Consider the following 19,857-nt stretch of genomic DNA (forward strand, 5'->3'; position numbering starts at 1 on the left):
GATACAAAAAAACTGGTATTGATTTTATTCATCAATACCAGAAAGTGTAGAACCAAATTTATTGGCTAGAAAACTTATAGTTTTCTAGCCTTTTTATTTACTATCAATAATTAATTATCGATAATCGATAATTAAATGGTATAATGATTTCAAAATATTAGGAGATCCCATATGAAAAGAGAAACCATTTTTCTTCGTTTAACAGTTTACATCATGGCCTTAATAATGGCAGCCATTTGCATTATTGTTATTCCACATCATCTTATTGGTGCTAATAATCTTATGCATAATACACTTTATAATTGGGTGTTTGGATCAGGTCTTTATTTTACAGCGTTATTATTTTTTATCATTTTGTACCAAGCTTTAAAGCTACTACATTTAATAGACAAAAATGAAGCTTTCTCCAATTTATCAGTTAAAAACCTTAAAAATATAAAATTATCTGCCTATCTTGCCTTCTTAATTTATATTGTTGAATTACCATTTTTCTATCTTTTCGCCGACAAAGATGATGCACCTGGAGTTGTCGTAATCGGTATAGTTTTTGCTGGTGCTGCTCTGGTTATTGCACTATTTGCCAGTATGCTACAAAAGCTTTTAAGCCAAGCTATAAAAATAAAGTCAGAAAATGATTTGACCATTTAGTAGGAGAAAACTATGAAAAAATTAACAGTTTTTATGCGATTTTCACTCTGTTTTTTGATATTCTTCTTAAGCATTATCTGTATCTTCATGTTTCCAGCTGTCATAATATTTATGAATCAAGTAAAAATAGATCCATTACTTACTATCATTTTTGGAACAGGTACTTATACATCTGCCTTAGGCGCATATTTGATTATTTTCTTTACTTGGAGATTACTTTACCTCATCGATAAAAATCGTATTTTTTCAAATTCTGGCATATTTGCACTAAATAAAATAAAAAAAATAGCCTTTATAATAGCGGCCATTTACACATTATTAATTCCAAGTGTTACGGTAATGACTGACGCGGGATGCGCGCCTGGAGCATTTTTTGTAAATATTTTTCTAATTGGTCTAGGAGCAACTATTGGTGTATTTGCTAACATACTTGAAAAAATTTGTCTAAATGTTTTTAAATTTCAAATAGAAAACGAGTTAACAATATGATTGTAATAAATTTAGATGTCATCTTAGCTAAAAGGAAAATGTCTTTAACTGAATTATCAGAAAAAGTGGTATTAACTATGGCCAATTTGTCCATTTTAAAAAATGGAAAGGCAAAAGCTGTCAGATTCTCCACCCTGTCTAAAATATGTGAAGTTTTAAACTGTCAACCTGGCGATATTTTGGAGTATCGAGTGGACTAACCAATTTTGTAGAATTTCTAACTTAATGGTAATATTCATTACACATACCAATTGAGGGGGAATTTTTTATGAAAAAATTGGTTCGCGATAAAATACCTGACATAGTTAAAGAAGATGGATCATTTGATATTTTATCAAACGATGACTACCGCACATCGCTACGAGAGAAATTAGTCGAAGAAGCAACCGAAGTAAAAGCTGCTAACTCTCGCGCTAATCTTGTCGAGGAATTAGGGGATCTCGAGGAAGTTTTACGCGCTATTTTAACTGACGCATCGATTACATATGAGGAAATGGATAGCATAAGACAATCTAAAATCATTCAACGAGGCAAGTTTGATAAGAAAATTGCCATGAGTATATAAAAAATAGGACCTAAGACTGAGTCTTAGGTCCTATTTGGCACAAGGTATTGAAAAACAGCACATCTTTAAAGATAGAATTATGAAATTATAAATTTATGGTGTGTAAGATATTAGATGCGGGTGATGCGCTGTTTATTAATACCATAATCAGAAAAGAGAAAGTGATTTTAGAGCCGGTGTTACCCAATGAGAAAATTTTCATACCTTGCTTGTCAAAAGATATGAGCGCTTCCATTGCCCTGCCCTATATATATACAATAAATCTATATATAGTTTTATACAATTTACAAATTTACCAATTTGTAAAAAATGATAAATTATTTAAGACTTAACGTATTTTTCTAAATCACTTCGGAAATTACCTTTCAGTAATATTCCAATATTCTTTGATATTTCTTCTGGATCAGCTTTCATATCGTCTTTGATCCATTCAACGATAGTGGCAATGAAAGCTAAACTATAAAAATGTGCGACAAAACTTTTGTCTTCTTGACTAACATTTAGTCCATAGGATTGTTTTTCGACAACTGTTATCACATAGTTATTAATTATTTTATAGATATACTTAACCAATATATCTCGGTTCTCAGATCGTTGCATATTGTTCACTAGTAATGAATTTTCTTTAATTGCCAGCATCAACTTGTATAGACCTTTTTGCCAGTGATCATAATCACAGTTATCATGGAGTGATTCCTTGATAGCCTGCAGACATGTCCATTCGACTAGCTCATACATATCACCAAAATGGTTATAAAATGTTTGTCTAGTTAATCCACATTCATCAACGACGTTTTTCACCGTGATTTTATTGAATGGCTTGGTTTTAAGGATACTCATTAATGCATTAGCTAAAGACGCCTTTGTTGTATTCATGATATTATCCCCTGCAGAGTTTATTTATAGGAAACCTTCTCAAAGATAAGAATATCATAATTTTATTTGTTAAAAAACAATTTTCTACAAATTGGTATACATTGAAAAATCAAGGAATTATTGTATCAATTCACAAAACAGTTTAAGATATTAATTATATTTAAAGGAGATATTCAATATGGAAATATTGACACTTTTTATAGTAGCGTTAGTTGCTGTTGAACATATCGGCATTGCGGTACTTGAAATTTTTGCTCCAGCAAAAACACAGGCTGAAGCTTTTGATATGCCATTAGACTTCGTTAAACAAAAAAATGCGCAAATTGCTTTATCTAATCAAGGAATTTATAACGGAATGCTAGGTATTCTCATTTTGGCTATGATTCTCTTATTTACTGGAGCAGTTTTAAAGACTATTTTAATTTTATTGATGGCCTATATCATTATCGTTGCAGTGTATGGTGCATTTACTGCAACTAAAAAAATCCTGTTCTTACAAGGATTACCTGCACTTATCGCTCTAGTTCTAGTTGCAATTTTCTACTAGAAACTTTTATTACAGAAATGGGTACTTTCAATGAAAAAAGATTCACTACTTAAGAGTTCGCTCTGGATTTCGATCAGCGGAATTTTTTCAAGAATTTTAGCAGTTGTTTATATCATTCCATGGAATATTTGGATTGGTCCACTTGCACTAGGTGCCGCCAATGCCCTATACGGAAAGGTCTATAACATCTACAACTTATTCTTGATCATAGCTACAGCGGGGATCCCGTCTGCTATATCAAAAGAAGTCGCAGCTCACAATGCATTAGGTCGTTATGATCAAAGTGAAAAATTACTAAAAAAATATACTCTATACATGACCTTAGTTGGTATAGTTCTAGCCGGATTTATGTTCTTTGGAGCAAAGTATGTGGCAATTATTTTCGCAGCTGGTGACATGCGTGTCATTACTCCAACAAAATACTTAAGTATAGCTATTTTAATAATTCCTGCTTTAGGAATTATGCGTGGTTACATTCAGGGATATGCCTTTATTTCATTTTCGGCCTTCTCACAAGTAATTGAACAAATTGCACGTGTTGCCTACATGCTTTATGCAACATACACTATTATGGTCCTACAAAAAGGCAGCTACATGAGTGCTGTTAATCAGTCTACCTTTGCTTCATTTATTGGAGCCACTTTAGCCTATGCCTTTTTGATCTGGATGAGACATCGTGTGCGTAAATCAATACCTGCAGAAGATGTTAAAACGGCTGCTGAAGTGCCTGATAGTCAATTAACTAAAGTGAATTTTGGCTCAATGTTAAAATCAGCAATTCCATTTTTACTAGTTGATACAATAATGACTGTCTTACAACTTTTTGATCAAACTAGTTTTGTTTGGATATATCAAAACGTTATTCACGCTAGTCAACGTACCGTTGATAACTTATATGCTATGTTTGGATTCCAGGCAAATAAGCTGATCATGGTTTTGGTATCACTAGCTATCTCTGTTTCAGCAACGATTATTCCTGCGCTATCTGCACTAATAAGTCGTAAAGCTAAACAAAAGGATATTCAAAAATTATTAAGAAACATTGTTCAATTTACAATTTTCATCATCTTACCGGCAGCATTCGGTATGATTGGAATTGGTAGTCAACTTTGGACAGTTTTCTACGGAACGGATACTTTAGGTACACAAATATTGATAGTGTCTTGTGCGGAAGCATTTTTCTATTGTATTTTTATGATTTTGGAAAATGTTTTACAAGTAGACGGACGAACTAAAACTTCAATGATCTACTTGGCACTAGCATATCTAATAAAGGTCATTCTTCAATATCCTTTAACTATTTATATGGGAGCCTTTGGACCTGTCGTAGCCACAACTGTTGCCTTCATGATCATGGGACATTTTGCATTTAGGCTTATTAATAAGCAGTATAGTATCGTAGATAAAACGCTGGCTATTAAGTTGCTAAAGATTGTTTTCGATTCTGTTGTTATGTTGATCGTCGTTTATGGAGCAGATTTCCTACTAACTCAATTTATCAACAGCAACACTAAAATTGGAGCTACAATAATCATTGTAATTTGTGCCATTTTAGGTATTATCGTATATGGATTCTTAGTATATAAAGATGGTTCTCTTAAAGTTATCAAAGAAATTCGTGGAACAGAAATATATTAAAAATAAGCCTTACGGCTTATTTTTTTTCGTTATAACGAATGGAAATGATTTTCTATAGCAAATTTGAATTTATTTATGTAAATTAAAAGTAAATATATTTAGGAGATACTCATGGAAATAAGCGATTTATTAAAAAATAAACGTAAAGAAATGAATCTTACTCAAGAAGAACTGGCCAAATCTCTTTATGTTTCAAAACGATCCATTACTAATTGGGAAACTGGTAAAAATACTCCTGATATCGATAGTCTAATACGTTTAGCAAAATTATATGACATTTCCTTAGATGACTTATTACTGAATAATTCTATAGTTGTTAGTAACATCAAAAAACAAATTCAACTTAAAACAATGCACAAATATTTAATGTGCACTTTCGTAACATTCTTAGCGTTCTTTTTTATAATTTCTACTACTGGATTATACGGAGATTTGGCTAAACCTGTTTATTATTCTGCCTTGATTGGCGGAGGTAGTAATGTATTTGCAATAATATATTTTTTAGATAAAATTAACAAATTAGAAAATAAATCTGAAAGTGATTTAATTAAAAGTACCGTTAAATGGATTTTGGGAGGAATAATTATGGTTATCATCAGTATTATTATGATAATTATGGTTAAATACTAAAATACAAGGAGGAAACATTTTATGTTAGTTGGTAGTATCGAAGCAGGTGGAACGAAATTTGTTTGTGCAGTTGGTGATGAAGACTATCGAATAAAAGATAGTGTTCATTTTCCAACAACTACACCTGAAGAAACTTTACAAAAATCAATTGATTACTTTAAAAAATTTGATATCGAGGCATTAGGAATAGCGTCATTTGGACCTATAGAATTACGAAAAAGCTCACCAAAATATGGTTTCATAACATAAACTCCCAAACCTGGGTGGAAAGATACTGATTTCATCGGCACTCTTAAAAAAGAACTGGATGTTCCTATGTTTTGGACAACTGATGTTAATGGATCAGCTTATGGTGAATATGTTATGTCCACTTTATCCAATGAGAAAATCGACTCCCTAGTTTATTACACAATAGGAACTGGCGTCGGAGCTGGTGCAATTTCTGAGGGTAAATTTGTTGGTAGTATGGGACACCCTGAAATGGGACATGTATTATTGAAACGTCATCCCGATGATTTAAACTTCAAGGGAATTTGTCCTTTTCACGGTGATTGTTTAGAAGGTCTGGTTGCTGGTCCAACGTTTGATGCTAGATTAGGTAAACCTGGTAAAGACGTGCCTCTATCCGATCACACATGGGATATTATGGCCTATTACGTGGCTCAAGCTGCTCTTCAAGCAACCTTGATACTCCGTCCAGAAAAAATAGTCTTTGGCGGTGGAGTTGTCAGTGAAGAATTTTTAGTAAAAGTTCGTACACAATTTAAAGAATTATTGAATAATTACGTTGAAGTTCCAGATTTAGATAAATACATTACGATGCCATTAGTTAAAAATAATGGATCCGCAACTCTTGGCGATTTTGCTTTAGCAATTCGTGAAATGCAAGTATAAGGAAAAAAGGAGACTATGCCATATGGCACAGTCTCCTTTTCATATTTTTCAATGTTTATAGCCTAAACGTGTCACAAAAGGCTGCAACCTCCACATAGCCACGAACCACAAATGATTGATGGTGCCAATCATTCGTGGCTCTAGGCTATGTTCCGGTGGCAGACCGCCTTTTGTGGCACTCTTTTAATTAATAAACTCTATAAGCAGAATATTCTTCATTATTAAACGTCAATTTGTCGCCATTTAATGTACAGTATCTGATCCAAGATGCATTGTATCCTTCATCTGAATATAATGCTATTTCGATTTGATCTCCCCCGTATGGATTAAATTCGAAAGTTCCTTCTGTGGTCTTACCATTCTTAGTAATAGATACATTACCTTTTCTATTATGACCATTCGACATGAAAGTATAACTCGTACCATCTTCTGCTTGCCACTTACCAAACAAATCATCTATAGATACAGACCAAGATTCTGGCTCATAATCTACGGAAAATGCTCTGACAAATTCATTGGTAGAAACTTGGTACATCAAAGAGCCATTAATAACTCTAAAATATCCAACTCTCCATGGTGTATTTGCGGCAAGTGCCCTATTCATAACTAAGTCACCTTGTTTGTTATACATACGTGTCAATATTCTAGTAGTTGTAACCCCACCAGCAGACACATCATTAACATTACTTACAGCAGCAAATGAAACTGCAGCAAATCCTGCTACTAAAAGACTTTTTAGTAGTTTTTTCATAAATAAATCCCCCATATTCCTCATTTATACTTCTTTAAATATATGATAAAACATACCCTTATTCAATAATTGTTTTTATTGTCAGCAATAAATTCCATATAAAAAACGCACTACCAAAGTAGCACGTTCTTTTATACGAAATTTACTTTCCGTCCAATTTTTCTTTTTTTCTAAAAATAATAAACTTACTAAAAATATAGTTCAAGATGACCACGACCACATTTGCAATGAATTTAACGATCAAATCATTCATATGCAGCAATGACACACCTATCGTCATTGTTCCTTGATCGATCACCCATGATCCACCACGGAATAAGAAAAACGATCCCATCTCTATCAAAAAAGCCTTCATTGTATCAGTATGCGAGTCGAATACCCACAACTTATTAGTGACATATGCGAACACAACTGATAAGAAATATGCGATCACATTAGCAATTTGATAGTTTAGACCAGTGACATAATTAAAAAACCAAAATCCTACAATATTAACAACTGTTGTTAAAACACCAAAAAACAAATAAGGTATTGTATCTTTATATTTATTCCATAATTCTTCCATAGTTATTCTCAGTTCTCCTAGTGGTTTAATTTCCAATTCTTATAACTTAGTCCTAAGAAGTAAACAATCACCTCAAATGACGAAATAAAGAACGTTACAGGCCAATTAGTAATAAAAGCTAGGTACAATCCCAACCAAACACCTGCTAAAGATAAACCAACTGATACCATAATCAACTTTGGCACTGAGTGTACCAAATATCTTGCTGTTGCACCAGGTAATGTCAATAAAACAAAGACTAACATTGATCCAACTATTTGCGATCCAATACTTACACTAAGTGCAAGTGTGATCAAAAACGCTACTGATAAGAATCTTGTCTTTAGACCAGCTGCACTAGCTCCAATATGATCAAAGGAATCAAATGCCAATGATTTATAAAATAGCAAAATAATAAAAATAACAACAACAGCTAAAATCATTAATTGTTGTACTTCTTTAGAACTGATCCCAACGATACTACCGAATAAAATATTCGTCGCATAGCTACTAGATTGAGATGACAATGATAGAAATAGAATTCCCAAACCAATAAATAAAGAAGAGATAGTACTGATAGAAGCTTCTCTTCTTGATGACTCAGTACTTAAACTACCAACGGCAATCGAACTTACCATAGTAAATAAAATCATCCCTGCCAAAGGAGAGATACCAATCAAAACTCCAAATGAAGCACCAGCAAAACCAATTTCTGAAAGAGTGTGTGATAAGAATGACATATTTCTTGAAACTACAAATACTCCAACTATTCCAGCCGTTATAGCGATGAAAGTACTAGCTATAAAAGCCTCTCGCATAAATTCATAACCAAACATCTTATCTACCACCTAACTCAAACATGTCTTCTGATACATCATCAATACTAATTGGTTTAATAGTCTTATTTGCAAAGAACAAAGCTCTATTAGTATATTTCTTTGATAATTCATAATCGTGCGTAATAAAAATAACAGTTAACTTAAACTTCTTATTTAACTCCTGAACTAGATCCATCAATTGCATTTTTACTTCAACATCCAAACTAGCTGTTGATTCATCAAGAATTAAAACTTTAGGATCATTTAAGAGTGATTGTGCCAAATAAGCTTTTTGCTTTTCACCACCAGAAGCTAAACCTAAAGGACGATTTTTTAGTTCAGTTAAATGAGTCTTTTCAAGAATTTCATTAACTAACTTATTGTCTTCTCGACGCTTAGTAGGGCTTAATTTCCATTTTAAATTTAAGCGAACAAACTGTTCGATATCCAATGGATAATCTAAGTCAATATTTCTAAATTGCGGTACATAACCAATAGTTTGTTTCTTATCAATTATGATTTCGCCACCACTTTTTTTCTCAAGCCCCATCATAATTTTAACCAATGTTGTTTTACCAGAACCATTATGTCCGATAAGACTAATAAACTCACCATCGTTTATTTTAAAATTAACATCTTTAAAAACTAATTGTTTTCCAAATCTTTTCTCTAGATTTTTTGCTTCGATCACTGAATTTTCCCTTTCTATAAAAAAGTAATATAGAGTGTGACAAAAGGCTACGTAGAGGTTGCAGCTTTTTGTTACACGTTTAGGCCATAAAAGTTCGGAAATGCAAAATGAGGCTGTGACGTATGTCACAGCCTCTAACATTTGAGGACATACTATGCCCTATGCATATTATCTGATTATTTAAATTATAGCAAATGAATCTGTTACCAAATTTGGAAATATTGTCCATTTGCAGGTACTAAATAACTACCTAATGGTGAATCAGAATCCTTACTATAAACATTAACTTGATAGCCTGCAACATTATTCCAAGTTATTTTACCATTTGAAACATACTGTGTTGTAGAACGATCATATTTAGATGCCAATGCATTTCCTAAATATGCGGTTGCTTGATCAGCAGTCGTTATATTTACAGAGCTTTGGCTATCTGATTGTGTTGTCTGATTATTATTAGAGTTATTACTATTAGTATTAGAATCTGTACTTGAATTTGATGCGTTACTACCGTTATCTGATTGAGTTTGATCATCAGTACTACTGTTATTAGCATTACTATTTGATGAGGATCCTAAATTGGATGCCGGTGCACTACTTCTTACTGCTGCTTTTTTAGTAGCTTTCTTTGGAGTAGAACTAGATGTCTTAGATGACTTTGTATTCGAATCTGAAGTACTAGCAGATTGTTGACTAGCACAGCCGGCTAATGATAGGGCTGCAAGAACTGTAGCTGCTAGTGATAATTTTTTGAACATTTTGGGTACCTCCCTGTTAGGTATATTGTATCTAAGAGGCAGATTTTATTTCAACAATTAACATTAAACATTAATAAATCTTATCAAAATCGATTTTTTCACCATTTCTGATTTTTCTAGAATATTCGATAGACTTATCAACGATAATACTTTGAGCATCTATAACATTATAGTCATGGTTAGGCGCTTTTTCTTGTGCATAAGACAATTCTGTACATCCCAAAACTATCACATCACAGTTAAACTTATCATGCATAGTTTTTAAAATATAATGATATTTGTCTGCATCTACTGTGCCTTTTTCTTTAATATCATCATAAATCAAACTTTCAACTTCATCTTGAATAGCTTTATCACCTAAAGAGTATTCAAACCCAGCTTCTTTTATCTCATCTTCATAAATGTGGTCAGCAATTGTACCCTTTGTAGCAATCAATCCTACTCGAGCATTAGGATACTTATTTTTCATAACTGACACAGCCATATGAGGCATATGGATCAATGGAATATTAGTAGCTGCCTGAAGCTCTTTATAGTAATAATGAGCCGTATTACAGATTATCACCATAAATGCTGGATCAAGTTTACTTTGTTGCTCAATATCCTCTAGTAAAGGTGGTAAAAAACTAGGCTTACTATTATCCAGTATATGTTCTGTACGATCGGGTACAGTGGCATGATTTACAATAATATAATCCAAGTAATCTTGGTCTTTTTTAGCTTCTGTTCTTTGATTTAGCAAATGGATATAACTCTCAGTTGCAAGAGTTCCCATTCCACCAATAACTGTAAAGAATTTTTTCATATTATTATCCCTCGATATCTTTCAAAATACCTTTGGCAATTACCGTGTCAGTTGGGTAAGGAACATCTACACCTTTAATCTTTTGATATGGATCGTCTCCTTTAGCGGCCAAAACAACAATATCATCACCGCTACTTGTTTCAATCATTTCACGAATTGCACTTGGACGGTCAATAATCGTCTTGACGTCAACTTTTGAATGATCTATCTTTTCATCAATTTGACGACAAATATCAGCTGGGTCCTCAAAGGCTGGATCATCAGTTGTTAAAATTGCTGCATCTGCTGATTCCGTCAATGCCTTAGCAAAACCTTCACGACGTGATACTCCCTTATTACCAGGACTACCAACAACTACCTTAATTTTAGACTTAGGATATTCTTCACGTAGAAATCCTAGTAGAGCTTTCATACTAGCATAATTATGTGCATAATCCACAAAAATAGTTCCGTGATTCTTTGTATTGATATGTTCCATTCTACCTGGAACTCTTGCACTTCTTAAACCTTCGACAATATCTTTGTGATCGACCTTAGCAATTCTTGCTGCAATAATAGCGGCAGCAGCATTTAGTTCATTAAAGTCACCAACTAGACCTAATTTATATTCACCATTTAAATCTAGTTCTTCTGCTTTTTTATCCGTAGCATTTAATTCAAATATGCTATCACTTAAAGTTGTTTCTTTACTTGTGATATTTACATCAGCATCTTTACGTCCAAATAAATAAATCTGATAATCTGAACTAGTCTCTTTTGCGGCTGCGTGTACAATTTCAAATTCATTTGTCTGACGATTAATAATATTTACCTTAGAGTTTATCAACAGTTGCTTCTTACAATATAAGTAATCGGCAAAGGTTGGATGTTCATTTTCACCAATATGATCGGGAGTAATATTCAAAAATCCACCAATATCAAATGTTAAGCCGTAAACACGGTCTTTCTTATATGCCTGTGAAGATACTTCCATCACTAAATACTTAGCACCGTTTTGCACTGCTCGATGCATATCTCTAAATAAATCTAATGATTCAGGAGTTGTTAAATCTGATTTAAACTTATCTTCAGGTTTTGGACCAACGATTCTATCAACAGTTGAAAATAGTGCTACTTGATCTGGAAAAGCACGCTTTAGCATATAGTAAGTAAAATATGATGTTGTAGTTTTACCCTTTGTACCTGTGAAAGCAATAATGAATAAGTCGTTTTCAGGGTTGCCAAAATATGCAGCACTTAATAATGCTAATGCTTTTTGAATATTATTAACGATTATATGATCTACTTCTTTGTCATATTCCTTTTCTGCTACATAAACTTTTACACCTTTAGTTAATGCTTGTTGAAGATATTCTGCTTTAAAATTATTACCTTTACAGAAAAAGATTCCATCAGTTTGATCTTCTTTAGAATTATAACTGATATTAGTTACAACCTCTTTATCATCACTGATCTGACTAGAAACTAACAAGTCATGTTCTTTTAATAAACTAATAGCTTTATCTACTCTTAAACTCATTATATTGCCCTCAACCTGCCTCTAAAATAAATTCTCAAAAAACTCAGTAATTTGATGCCATAAAGACTTTTGAACCTTCTTGATTTTCTTTATAATTACTTCCTCTTTAGGATAAGGTAAATATCCATTTTGACTATTTGTCGCTATTAACTTAACAGTCTTTTTATTTTCCTTAGTTTTAAATCCTAAATCGGTCTTAGATACATTATAGCTTAATGAATTCTCATTGAAATCCTCAGGAAGCCACATATACACATCGTTTTCATTTATATATTTATGCTTCTTATTTGTAACTGTTATTTTTTGATTTTTAGTTAATACCTTTTTGTTAACAAAGTTATCTTTAACGTATTTAGCCAAATTTTGCGTAGCTCGAAATCTCTTATCTAAATCACTATCATCACCACCAGCATCCATAACGATAGTTACGATTCGGCTATTTCCCATTGGCAGCGTACCAACAAAAGAGTCACCTGCTTGCTCAGTAGTTCCAGTTTTTAGACCATCGAATTCATAGCCTTCTTGGTAATCACGGTTACCATTTAACAACAAGTTAAGTGAAGTATAAGTCTTAGTCTCACTACCCTCCGGGAAGATAAAACTTTGCTTTGAAGTAGTCTTTAATATTTCAGGATATTTATTCAAAATATGCTTAACAATAATAGCAATATCGTTTACTGACAGTTTATTTTCAGCATTATTTTGCCCTAGATACATACCTTCTTTAAGGTCACTATTATTTAGTCCTGAAGCGTTATTTATTTCTGCATCTTTAATGCCCCAACTTCTAAGAGTTTTACGCATCAATTTAACGAAACTTGCCTGATCACCTGAAACCTTTTGAGCCAACATCATAGCGGCTGAATTAGAAGATACTATCCAAGCGGCATTATAAAGATCTTTAACTGTATAAGCCTTATCAGTATCTAAACGCACATTAGTTAATTCATCACTTTGCGTCATTTCAGCTTGTTCAGGTGTCGGAGTTAATTGATCAGACTCTTTTAACTTTCCATCTTTAATAGCCTCAGTAACTAGATATAGAGTAATTATCTTGGTAATTGAACCTATGGCAACTTTCTTTTCAGCATTTTTTTGATAAATGATTTGACCGGTATTAGAATCAAACGCCATAACGGCGCTTGCATCAATTTCTGGTTCCTCAACTGCTTTAACATTTTTTAAATTAACTACTGGTAATACTAAAATTACAACTGATAAAACAATCAAGAACCTTTTAAAAAATTTGTTCATACTTATTCCTCACTAATTAATGGAAAATGAATCGTAAACGAAGTCAATTTCTTATCTGAAGTTGCTGTAATAGTTCCGCCATGCATTTCGATCATACTTTTGGCAATAGCTAATCCTAAACCTGTTCCGCCAGTTTTTTTAGAACGTGAATCTTCGACTCGATAGAAGCGTTCAAATAGATTAGGAAGAGACTCTTTAGGAATTGGACGACCATTATTAGCCACCGTCACAACCACTTCATTTTTTTTCTTTGTTGCACTCAAATAAAGCTCCGTAGCACCAGCTCCATATTTAAATGCATTCGTAATTAAATTATTAAAGGTTCTACCCAGTTTTTCGGTATCACCATTCATCATAATTTTTTTAGGTTTTGAATCTACAATTATTTTGATATTACGCTTATTTGCCTCCAACTCAAAATCAGCAGACAACTGCTCCAACATTTGAACCATATCAAAATGGGTGAGATTAAGCTTACTTGTTGCATGCTGAACATTGGCGTACTCAAATAGTGAATTTACTAAATTTTGCATTTCCAATGATTTTTTATAAGCAACATGTGTATATTTCAAGATTTGTTCAATATCTTGGTAATTATTACTTTCAATCAATCCAAGATAACCAATAATAGATGTTAGAGGCGTTCTAATGTCGTGACTAACATTAGTAATAAGTTCATCTTTACTTTTCTCAGAACGTTTTTGTTCTTCAATATGTTGATTAGTATTAGAAATCAATAAATTTATACTGTTAACGATTCCTTGCAACTTTTTATTAACAGTTAAATCAATACTTTGGTCCAACTGACCTCCAGCAATCGTTTCTAATAGTTTTTCAACTTTATGCACTTCATATTGTTGATATGTTTTAACCGCTACATTAATTGAAACGGCCAACTCTATAATAATTACGATTGCTAAAAAGAACCAAATACCCCAAAAGGTGGAGTGGGTTAGGTCTGAACTTAACACTTTTAACACACTACTAATATCACTAAAATTCTGATGACTAAAGAACAATTCTGATATAACGATCAAAATTGCATTTACTATTTGAAATAAAAGAAAGGTGCCTATTCCTTCTGCTAGGAGGACACCTTTTTCTTTACTAGTTAATTTTATTTTCTTATTCAAGGAACTAAACCTCCACCTTATAACCAACGCCCCAAACAGTCTCAATAACCTTTTCTCCGTCGGTGGCTTCTTCTAACTTATCACGCAAGTGGCTAACGTGAACCATTACTGTTTTGGCAGAAACAACACTTTCTTGTTTCCAAACTCGTTCAAAAATTTCATTTGCTGAAAATACTTTATTAGGATGACTTGCTAGTAAGTATAAAACACCAAATTCAAGTGCTGTTAATTGTACTTTACTACCTGATGATGTTACAACTTCATGGGAATCTTTATAGATTGTAATCGGACCTATTTCCAATTTATCTGGAACATTCTTAGCAGATAATTGTTGGCTTCTACGAAGTAACGATCTAACTCTAGCCATAATTTCCAAAGGATTAAATGGCTTAGTTACATAATCATCAGCACCAGTTATAAGTCCTTGAATCTTATCCATATCAGTAGTCTTTGCAGAAACAATAATTATTGGTATTTGAGAATCTTTTCTAACTCGTTTAACGACCTCAATACCATCAAGCTCTGGCATCATAATATCCAAAATCATTAATGAAATGTCACTATGATCTCTTAATGCATCTAAAGCCTCTTGTCCAGAATAGGCCGTAACGGGTTCATAACCCTCATTTTTAATGTAGATACTTAGTAATTCTACGATTTCTTTATCATCATCAACGACCAAAATTTTCATAAGACAAACCTCACAGTGAAATTTACAATATAGTGTTATTATACAATATTATGTTAATGTATTACTAACTTAGAAAAACAAAGGAATAGTAAATGAATTATTTAAAAAAAAGAATCCGTTTTATTCTTATCTTTATTTTCTCGCTTGCAATTTTAGCACTCGTTCAGTGGGAAACAAAAAATAATCCTGGCTTAACCAGTAATAAATTCATCTTAATTTCAGAAATATTGAAAATATCATGTAGTGGTTTTGCTTTATATAGTATTATTCAATTCTTCAGGACAAAATAAAAAGGGTTGTGACATATGTCACAGCCCCTTTTACATTTCCGAACTTTTTTATAGCCTAAACGTGTAACAAAAGGCTGCAACCACCACATAGTTACGAACCACAAATGATTGATAGTACCAATCATTCGTGATTCTAGACTATGTTCCGGTGGCAGACCGCCTTTTGTCACACTTTCTTTTTTAATTTTCTAGTGTTCAGCGTCTGACATCCATTCCTTGAATGATGACTTCTTAATGTCAGCACCCTTGCTGTTGACCTTTGATGCAGCCAACTTGCTTAATCTCTTCTTTTCAGCTTTATCTAACTTTTTCATAATCTAAAACCTCCATATATTTACGTCTTTTAAAGACCTTAAATATGAGTTATAGAGAAGGAAAATAGGTAGCGGTATGTAAGATTGTCCATACTAGTTGGCGTTAACTATATTGCTAGTCAGCGTTGACGCCTGTTCTTTCTGTAATTCATACATCCGATCACCTCTATTTTAGCACAAATTATTTAAAGTGCTAATTTTTAGAAGAAGCTTCTCTCATGAATATCCATTAATTTACGGTAAACAAATCTTGCACCAAATGCTACTGCAGCAACAATTAAGTATCCAATACCATCTAGTGAAGGATTAATAACAGTTGGGATTGCTTGAGCTAATCCTAAGAAGACCATCATCATGGCAAGACCGGCAACTAAGTATCCAATGGTTACTAACCAACCTGGTCTTTCGTTCTTTGGTTTTCTCATCTGCATATTGAACCAAGTCAATAAATAACCCCATAGGAATGACAAAATCAAAAGTGTTAAAATCCCAGTTTGATTTGTTGGTTGTTTCTTATTAGTCAAAGCAACCACGCCATAAAGTAATCCAAACATCGTTAAGAATAACAATGATGTATCAATACCTAATGCCCAGTATGGAGTCTTTTTCTTAGGTTTAACTGGATGAGCAATGTCTCCAGCTTTTTTTGTTACAGGTCCATACAATTGATTAGCAGGAACACCAATAATTTGATTTTCAACAATTTCTCTAATCAAATTATCGACTGATTCTTTGGCTTCATCTTCAGTGAATCCACCCTCGATCAACTTCTTATTTAATTTAAAAACGTATTCTTCATTTTTATTTGTTAGATTTTTGCGTAAATCTTCAATACTAGTACTTTGAATTTTTTCTTTAGTTAATTCTTGTTTTTCTTGTTTAGCAGCCTTTTCTTTCTGTTTAACTGCTGCCTTTTGATTCTTCTTTCTTATATCGTCTGACATTAATTCTCCCCCTGGCTAGACATTAAAGCGGAATTCAATAATATCCCCATCTTGTACTTCGTAATCTTTACCTTCAAGTCTTAATTTACCGGCTTCTTTAACAGCTGCACTACTTCCACAATCATCAAGATCTTTAAAGGACATTACTTCTGCTCGAATAAATCCACGTTCAAAGTCAGAGTGAATAATACCAGCAACTTGTGGTGCTTTCATACCTTTATGGAAAGTCCAAGCACGAGTTTCTTTACCACCAGCAGTGAAGAAAGTTCTTAGACCTAATAGTTTATAACTAGCTTTGATCAACTTATCAAGACCTGATTCACTAACACCTTCAGCTTCAAGAAAGTCTCTTCTATCATCGTCATCTAATTCGGCTATTTCTTCTTCAGTCTTAGCAGAAACACCAATTACTTCAGCGTTTTCTTTCTTAGCGAAATCTTCAATTACCTTAAAGTATTTTGAACTTTCAGGATCTGACATGTCATCTTCAGCGATATTAGCAACATACAAAACTGGTTTAGAAGTTAATAGGAATAGACCTTTAACAATTTTTTGCTCTTCTTCATTGAATTCAATCTCACGAACTGAAACGCCTTCTTCAAGGACAGGTTTGATCTTTTTAAGAACTTCAAATTCAGCAATAGCTTCTTTATCTTTACTTCTAGCTTGTTTTTCTACTTTTGTATAACGCTTGTTAACACTATCAAGGTCAGCAATACTCAATTCCATATTGATAGTTTCAATATCTTCTAGAGGGTCAACTTTACCAGTAACACTAGTAATATTGTCATCATCAAATGCACGAACAACATGAACGATCGCATCTACTTGACGAATATTTTCCAAGAACTTATTACCAAGTCCCTCACCTTTACTAGCGCCTTTTACGATTCCGGCAATATCTGTAAATTCAAAAGTTGTATGGATAATTTTCTTAGCAGGAATAACTTCATCAATTCTTGCTAAACGTTTGTCAGGTACTTCAACCATTCCCACATTAGGATCGATAGTAGCAAATGGATAATTAGCCATCTCCGCACCCGCTTTTGTGATGGCATTAAATAATGTCGACTTTCCAACGTTTGGTAAACCGACGATTCCGGCAGTAAGAGCCATTGTTAAAATTCCTCATTTCTATTGATATTTGGTTGTGCAATTTGTGTTTGTTTTAAATAAAATTGTTCTTTTGAAGGATCAACTTGATCTGCATTAGTCAAAACCTTCTTAAATTTAGTTTTAAATTCACCGCGTGGAATCATCACGATATGTCCGCAACCAAGACATTTCACTTTGATATCCGCACCCATACGAATGACTTCCCAACGATTTTCCCCACAAGCATGAGGCTTTTTCATCGTTATAACGTCTCCTAAATTATACATGCTGTCTCCTCTAATCTAACTTGATCCCTAATAGATCTAAGATTCTATTCAAATCTTTAGTATTAGAAAAATCAATTTCTAGTTTACCACTGCCCTTACGGCTTTCTCTAACTGATACTGGAGTATCGAACTTTTCTACCAATTTTTCTTCTGTGGCTCTGATATATGGAGATTTTGTTGAAACAGTTTTTTTCCTCTTTTTACTGTCATGTTTCGTCTCTGTTGCTAATTGTTCCAATTGACGAACCGTTAAGTCTTCACTGACAGCTTTTTTTGCTAATTTATCAATTTGATCTTTATCTTTTAAACTCAATAATGTCCTAGCTTGCCCCATTGATAAATCACCATTTTGAACTAACTTTTTAGTTGCAGGTGGCAAATTTAACAATCTTAAATAATTGGCAATATATGGACGACTTTTACCTAAGCGTTGAGATACTTGCTCTTGGGTCAAATTAAGTTTAGTAATTAGAGTTTGATATGCATCTGCTTCTTCTAGAGGAGTTAGATCTTCTCTTTGAAGATTCTCCAAAACAGCGATTTCCATCATCCCTGATTCACTTAAGGGACGAATTATGGCTGGAATTGTTTTTTGCTCAGCAATTTTACTTGCTCTAAAACGGCGTTCCCCAGCTATAATTTCAAATCCATTAACACTTTCACGAACAATGATTGGTTGGAAAACACCATTTTGTTGAATTGATCTAGCTAGTTCATTTAAAGCGTGCTCATCAAATGTTTTTCTAGGTTGGTAAGGATTGGGTCTAATATCCTCAAGTGAAAGATCTACAACTGTTTCACTATTTTCATCGATTGCTTCAAATTCAGAAAATATTGCATCGATGCCCTTACCTAAGCCTTTTTTATTTTTGTTTGATGCCATTACGTTTTAACACCTCCTTAGCTAGGTCACGATATGCCTCAGCTCCACGTGATTTATCATCAAAATCAACGATTGGTAAGCCATAACTTGGTGCCTCAGCTAATCTAGTATTTCTAGGTACGATTGCCTTATAAACACGGTCCCCAAAGTAAGATTTTACTTCTCCTACAACTTGGGCACCTAGGTTTGTTCTAGCATCCAACATTGTTAGCAAAACACCCTCAATTGCTAAATTATTATTAAAATGTTTTTGAACCAAACGAATTGTGTTCAACAACTGACTCAATCCCTCCAAAGCATAATATTCACTTTGTACTGGAATAATGATTGAATCACTTGCAGTAAAGGCATTAGTTGATAGTTGTCCTAAAGAAGGTGGACAATCGATCAAAATAATATCGTATTTGTCATCAACCTCTTCTATTCCGGATCTCAATCTAGTTTCACGAGCCATCATAGTTGTAAGTTCCATTTCAGCACCAGCAAGCTGAATCGTAGCTGGAACAATATCAAGATTTGGATGTTTTGAATGAATAATAGTTTTAGCTAAAGGATATTCGTTGACTAAAACATCATAAATATCTTTTTCAACGTGAGCCTTTTTAATACCTAATCCACTTGTAGCATTTCCCTGAGGATCAGTATCAATAATCAAAACTTTTTGGCCAAGATCAGCCAAACATGCACCAAGGTTGATAGTAGTTGTTGTTTTTCCTACACCACCCTTTTGGTTTGCGACAGATATTTTTCGTGCCATTTTATTCCCCTATTCTCCAATCTTCAAAAGATTGTTTAA

Annotated in this window: 24 protein-coding genes and 1 pseudogene; 8 read left to right on the forward strand and 17 right to left on the reverse strand. The window is 33.3% G+C overall.

Annotated elements, in window-relative coordinates:
* The first annotated feature begins 171 nt into the window (after positions 1 to 171).
* From FC72_RS08015 to FC72_RS08030, 4 genes are all read left to right on the forward strand, one after another.
* Positions 172 to 648: a DUF2975 domain-containing protein gene (locus FC72_RS08015; protein ID WP_057766573.1), complete on the forward strand. Its 477-nt coding sequence runs from the start codon at positions 172 to 174 to the stop codon at positions 646 to 648.
* 12 nt (positions 649 to 660) lie between these two features.
* On the forward strand, positions 661 to 1,137 hold the full coding sequence (locus FC72_RS08020) for a DUF2975 domain-containing protein (protein ID WP_057766575.1): 477 nt from the start codon (positions 661 to 663) through the stop codon (positions 1,135 to 1,137).
* Positions 1,134 to 1,337, forward strand: a complete 204-nt coding sequence (locus FC72_RS08025; protein ID WP_057766577.1) for a helix-turn-helix domain-containing protein — start codon at positions 1,134 to 1,136, stop codon at positions 1,335 to 1,337. The genes FC72_RS08020 and FC72_RS08025 overlap by 4 nt, the downstream gene beginning before the upstream one ends.
* A gap of 68 nt (positions 1,338 to 1,405) precedes the next feature.
* Positions 1,406 to 1,702 carry a nucleoside triphosphate pyrophosphohydrolase gene (locus FC72_RS08030; protein WP_057766578.1) on the forward strand — a complete coding sequence of 99 codons (297 nt, stop codon included), beginning with the start codon at positions 1,406 to 1,408 and terminating at the stop codon, positions 1,700 to 1,702.
* Between the two features lie 321 nt (positions 1,703 to 2,023).
* Here FC72_RS08030 and FC72_RS08040 read toward each other — a convergent pair whose 3' ends face one another.
* Entirely contained in the window at positions 2,024 to 2,578 is a 555-nt protein-coding gene (locus tag FC72_RS08040) for a TetR/AcrR family transcriptional regulator (protein ID WP_235805165.1), read from the reverse strand.
* Between the two features lie 178 nt (positions 2,579 to 2,756).
* Here FC72_RS08040 and FC72_RS08045 point away from each other — a divergent pair, with 178 nt between their 5' ends.
* From FC72_RS08045 to scrK, 4 genes and pseudogenes are all read left to right on the forward strand, one after another.
* Positions 2,757 to 3,125 carry a DUF1304 domain-containing protein gene (locus FC72_RS08045; protein ID WP_057766584.1) on the forward strand — a complete coding sequence of 123 codons (369 nt, stop codon included), beginning with the start codon at positions 2,757 to 2,759 and terminating at the stop codon, positions 3,123 to 3,125.
* A 30-nt stretch (positions 3,126 to 3,155) separates the two neighbouring features.
* Entirely contained in the window at positions 3,156 to 4,763 is a 1,608-nt protein-coding gene (locus FC72_RS08050; RefSeq protein WP_057766586.1) for a putative polysaccharide biosynthesis protein, read from the forward strand.
* Between the two features lie 111 nt (positions 4,764 to 4,874).
* The gene (locus tag FC72_RS08055) at positions 4,875 to 5,393 is read left to right on the forward strand and encodes a helix-turn-helix domain-containing protein (RefSeq protein WP_057766587.1); all 519 of its coding nucleotides are present in this window, start codon (positions 4,875 to 4,877) and stop codon (positions 5,391 to 5,393) included.
* Positions 5,394 to 5,414: 21 nt separating this feature from the next.
* Positions 5,415 to 6,287 (forward strand): annotated as a pseudogene (gene scrK, locus FC72_RS08060) (fructokinase ScrK).
* Between the two features lie 187 nt (positions 6,288 to 6,474).
* On the opposite strand, the gene FC72_RS08065 reads toward scrK, so the two are convergent.
* The 16 genes from FC72_RS08065 to FC72_RS08135 all read right to left on the reverse strand — a co-directional run bounded on the left by FC72_RS08065 (position 6,475) and on the right by FC72_RS08135 (position 19,818).
* Positions 6,475 to 7,038, reverse strand: a complete 564-nt coding sequence (locus tag FC72_RS08065; protein ID WP_057766589.1) for a hypothetical protein — start codon at positions 7,036 to 7,038, stop codon at positions 6,475 to 6,477.
* Positions 7,039 to 7,180: 142 nt separating this feature from the next.
* Positions 7,181 to 7,603, reverse strand: a complete 423-nt coding sequence (locus FC72_RS08070; protein WP_057766591.1) for a GtrA family protein — start codon at positions 7,601 to 7,603, stop codon at positions 7,181 to 7,183.
* Positions 7,604 to 7,620: 17 nt separating this feature from the next.
* Complete coding sequence (locus tag FC72_RS08075; RefSeq protein ID WP_057766593.1) at positions 7,621 to 8,418, reverse strand: metal ABC transporter permease; 798 nt, start codon at positions 8,416 to 8,418, stop codon at positions 7,621 to 7,623.
* 1 nt (position 8,419) lies between these two features.
* On the reverse strand, positions 8,420 to 9,091 hold the full coding sequence (locus FC72_RS08080) for a metal ABC transporter ATP-binding protein (RefSeq protein ID WP_057766594.1): 672 nt from the start codon (positions 9,089 to 9,091) through the stop codon (positions 8,420 to 8,422).
* Between the two features lie 203 nt (positions 9,092 to 9,294).
* Entirely contained in the window at positions 9,295 to 9,846 is a 552-nt protein-coding gene (locus tag FC72_RS08085; protein WP_057766596.1) for a YgdI/YgdR family lipoprotein, read from the reverse strand.
* A 70-nt stretch (positions 9,847 to 9,916) separates the two neighbouring features.
* Entirely contained in the window at positions 9,917 to 10,651 is a 735-nt protein-coding gene (locus tag FC72_RS08090; RefSeq protein WP_057766598.1) for an aspartate/glutamate racemase family protein, read from the reverse strand.
* A gap of 4 nt (positions 10,652 to 10,655) precedes the next feature.
* On the reverse strand, positions 10,656 to 12,170 hold the full coding sequence (locus FC72_RS08095; RefSeq protein WP_057766599.1) for a UDP-N-acetylmuramoyl-L-alanyl-D-glutamate--2,6-diaminopimelate ligase: 1,515 nt from the start codon (positions 12,168 to 12,170) through the stop codon (positions 10,656 to 10,658).
* A 21-nt stretch (positions 12,171 to 12,191) separates the two neighbouring features.
* Positions 12,192 to 13,424, reverse strand: coding sequence for a D-alanyl-D-alanine carboxypeptidase family protein (locus FC72_RS08100; RefSeq protein WP_057766601.1), 1,233 nt, complete (start codon positions 13,422 to 13,424; stop codon positions 12,192 to 12,194).
* Between the two features lie 2 nt (positions 13,425 to 13,426).
* Positions 13,427 to 14,557, reverse strand: a complete 1,131-nt coding sequence (locus FC72_RS08105; protein ID WP_057766603.1) for a sensor histidine kinase — start codon at positions 14,555 to 14,557, stop codon at positions 13,427 to 13,429.
* 4 nt (positions 14,558 to 14,561) lie between these two features.
* Positions 14,562 to 15,248 carry a response regulator transcription factor gene (locus FC72_RS08110; protein WP_057766605.1) on the reverse strand — a complete coding sequence of 229 codons (687 nt, stop codon included), beginning with the start codon at positions 15,246 to 15,248 and terminating at the stop codon, positions 14,562 to 14,564.
* 478 nt (positions 15,249 to 15,726) lie between these two features.
* Positions 15,727 to 15,852: a hypothetical protein gene (locus FC72_RS11100; RefSeq protein ID WP_268871664.1), complete on the reverse strand. Its 126-nt coding sequence runs from the start codon at positions 15,850 to 15,852 to the stop codon at positions 15,727 to 15,729.
* Between the two features lie 200 nt (positions 15,853 to 16,052).
* Positions 16,053 to 16,796 (reverse strand): DUF1129 family protein, encoded by a 744-nt coding sequence (locus tag FC72_RS08115; RefSeq protein ID WP_057766607.1) that lies wholly within the window; start codon positions 16,794 to 16,796, stop codon positions 16,053 to 16,055.
* 15 nt (positions 16,797 to 16,811) lie between these two features.
* Complete coding sequence (gene ychF / locus FC72_RS08120; RefSeq protein ID WP_057766609.1) at positions 16,812 to 17,912, reverse strand: redox-regulated ATPase YchF; 1,101 nt, start codon at positions 17,910 to 17,912, stop codon at positions 16,812 to 16,814.
* A 2-nt stretch (positions 17,913 to 17,914) separates the two neighbouring features.
* Positions 17,915 to 18,178 (reverse strand): DUF951 domain-containing protein, encoded by a 264-nt coding sequence (locus FC72_RS08125; RefSeq protein WP_057766611.1) that lies wholly within the window; start codon positions 18,176 to 18,178, stop codon positions 17,915 to 17,917.
* A gap of 10 nt (positions 18,179 to 18,188) precedes the next feature.
* Positions 18,189 to 19,061 (reverse strand): ParB/RepB/Spo0J family partition protein, encoded by an 873-nt coding sequence (locus tag FC72_RS08130; protein ID WP_057766613.1) that lies wholly within the window; start codon positions 19,059 to 19,061, stop codon positions 18,189 to 18,191.
* Positions 19,042 to 19,818: a ParA family protein gene (locus tag FC72_RS08135; protein ID WP_057766615.1), complete on the reverse strand. Its 777-nt coding sequence runs from the start codon at positions 19,816 to 19,818 to the stop codon at positions 19,042 to 19,044. The genes FC72_RS08130 and FC72_RS08135 overlap by 20 nt, the downstream gene beginning before the upstream one ends.
* Positions 19,819 to 19,857: the final 39 nt, after the last annotated feature.

Source organism: Companilactobacillus tucceti DSM 20183, assembly GCF_001434665.1.
GTDB lineage: Bacteria > Bacillota > Bacilli > Lactobacillales > Lactobacillaceae > Companilactobacillus > Companilactobacillus tucceti.

What these genes read in the sequence shown, in the direction of transcription:
- FC72_RS08015 (WP_057766573.1), top strand. Translation starts at nt 172, where the DNA reads ATGAAAAGAGAAACCATTTTTCTTCGTTTAACAGTTTACATCATGGCC.
- FC72_RS08020 (WP_057766575.1), top strand. Translation starts at nt 661, where the DNA reads ATGAAAAAATTAACAGTTTTTATGCGATTTTCACTCTGTTTTTTGATA.
- FC72_RS08025 (WP_057766577.1), top strand. Translation starts at nt 1,134, where the DNA reads ATGATTGTAATAAATTTAGATGTCATCTTAGCTAAAAGGAAAATGTCT.
- FC72_RS08030 (WP_057766578.1), top strand. Translation starts at nt 1,406, where the DNA reads ATGAAAAAATTGGTTCGCGATAAAATACCTGACATAGTTAAAGAAGAT.
- FC72_RS08040 (WP_235805165.1), bottom strand. Translation starts at nt 2,578, where the DNA reads ATGAATACAACAAAGGCGTCTTTAGCTAATGCATTAATGAGTATCCTT.
- FC72_RS08045 (WP_057766584.1), top strand. Translation starts at nt 2,757, where the DNA reads ATGGAAATATTGACACTTTTTATAGTAGCGTTAGTTGCTGTTGAACAT.
- FC72_RS08050 (WP_057766586.1), top strand. Translation starts at nt 3,156, where the DNA reads ATGAAAAAAGATTCACTACTTAAGAGTTCGCTCTGGATTTCGATCAGC.
- FC72_RS08055 (WP_057766587.1), top strand. Translation starts at nt 4,875, where the DNA reads ATGGAAATAAGCGATTTATTAAAAAATAAACGTAAAGAAATGAATCTT.
- FC72_RS08065 (WP_057766589.1), bottom strand. Translation starts at nt 7,038, where the DNA reads ATGAAAAAACTACTAAAAAGTCTTTTAGTAGCAGGATTTGCTGCAGTT.
- FC72_RS08070 (WP_057766591.1), bottom strand. Translation starts at nt 7,603, where the DNA reads ATGGAAGAATTATGGAATAAATATAAAGATACAATACCTTATTTGTTT.
- FC72_RS08075 (WP_057766593.1), bottom strand. Translation starts at nt 8,418, where the DNA reads ATGTTTGGTTATGAATTTATGCGAGAGGCTTTTATAGCTAGTACTTTC.
- FC72_RS08085 (WP_057766596.1), bottom strand. Translation starts at nt 9,846, where the DNA reads ATGTTCAAAAAATTATCACTAGCAGCTACAGTTCTTGCAGCCCTATCA.
- FC72_RS08090 (WP_057766598.1), bottom strand. Translation starts at nt 10,651, where the DNA reads ATGAAAAAATTCTTTACAGTTATTGGTGGAATGGGAACTCTTGCAACT.
- FC72_RS08095 (WP_057766599.1), bottom strand. Translation starts at nt 12,170, where the DNA reads ATGAGTTTAAGAGTAGATAAAGCTATTAGTTTATTAAAAGAACATGAC.
- FC72_RS08100 (WP_057766601.1), bottom strand. Translation starts at nt 13,424, where the DNA reads ATGAACAAATTTTTTAAAAGGTTCTTGATTGTTTTATCAGTTGTAATT.
- FC72_RS08110 (WP_057766605.1), bottom strand. Translation starts at nt 15,248, where the DNA reads ATGAAAATTTTGGTCGTTGATGATGATAAAGAAATCGTAGAATTACTA.
- FC72_RS11100 (WP_268871664.1), bottom strand. Translation starts at nt 15,852, where the DNA reads ATGAAAAAGTTAGATAAAGCTGAAAAGAAGAGATTAAGCAAGTTGGCT.
- FC72_RS08115 (WP_057766607.1), bottom strand. Translation starts at nt 16,796, where the DNA reads ATGTCAGACGATATAAGAAAGAAGAATCAAAAGGCAGCAGTTAAACAG.
- ychF (WP_057766609.1), bottom strand. Translation starts at nt 17,912, where the DNA reads ATGGCTCTTACTGCCGGAATCGTCGGTTTACCAAACGTTGGAAAGTCG.
- FC72_RS08125 (WP_057766611.1), bottom strand. Translation starts at nt 18,178, where the DNA reads ATGTATAATTTAGGAGACGTTATAACGATGAAAAAGCCTCATGCTTGT.
- FC72_RS08130 (WP_057766613.1), bottom strand. Translation starts at nt 19,061, where the DNA reads ATGGCATCAAACAAAAATAAAAAAGGCTTAGGTAAGGGCATCGATGCA.
- FC72_RS08135 (WP_057766615.1), bottom strand. Translation starts at nt 19,818, where the DNA reads ATGGCACGAAAAATATCTGTCGCAAACCAAAAGGGTGGTGTAGGAAAA.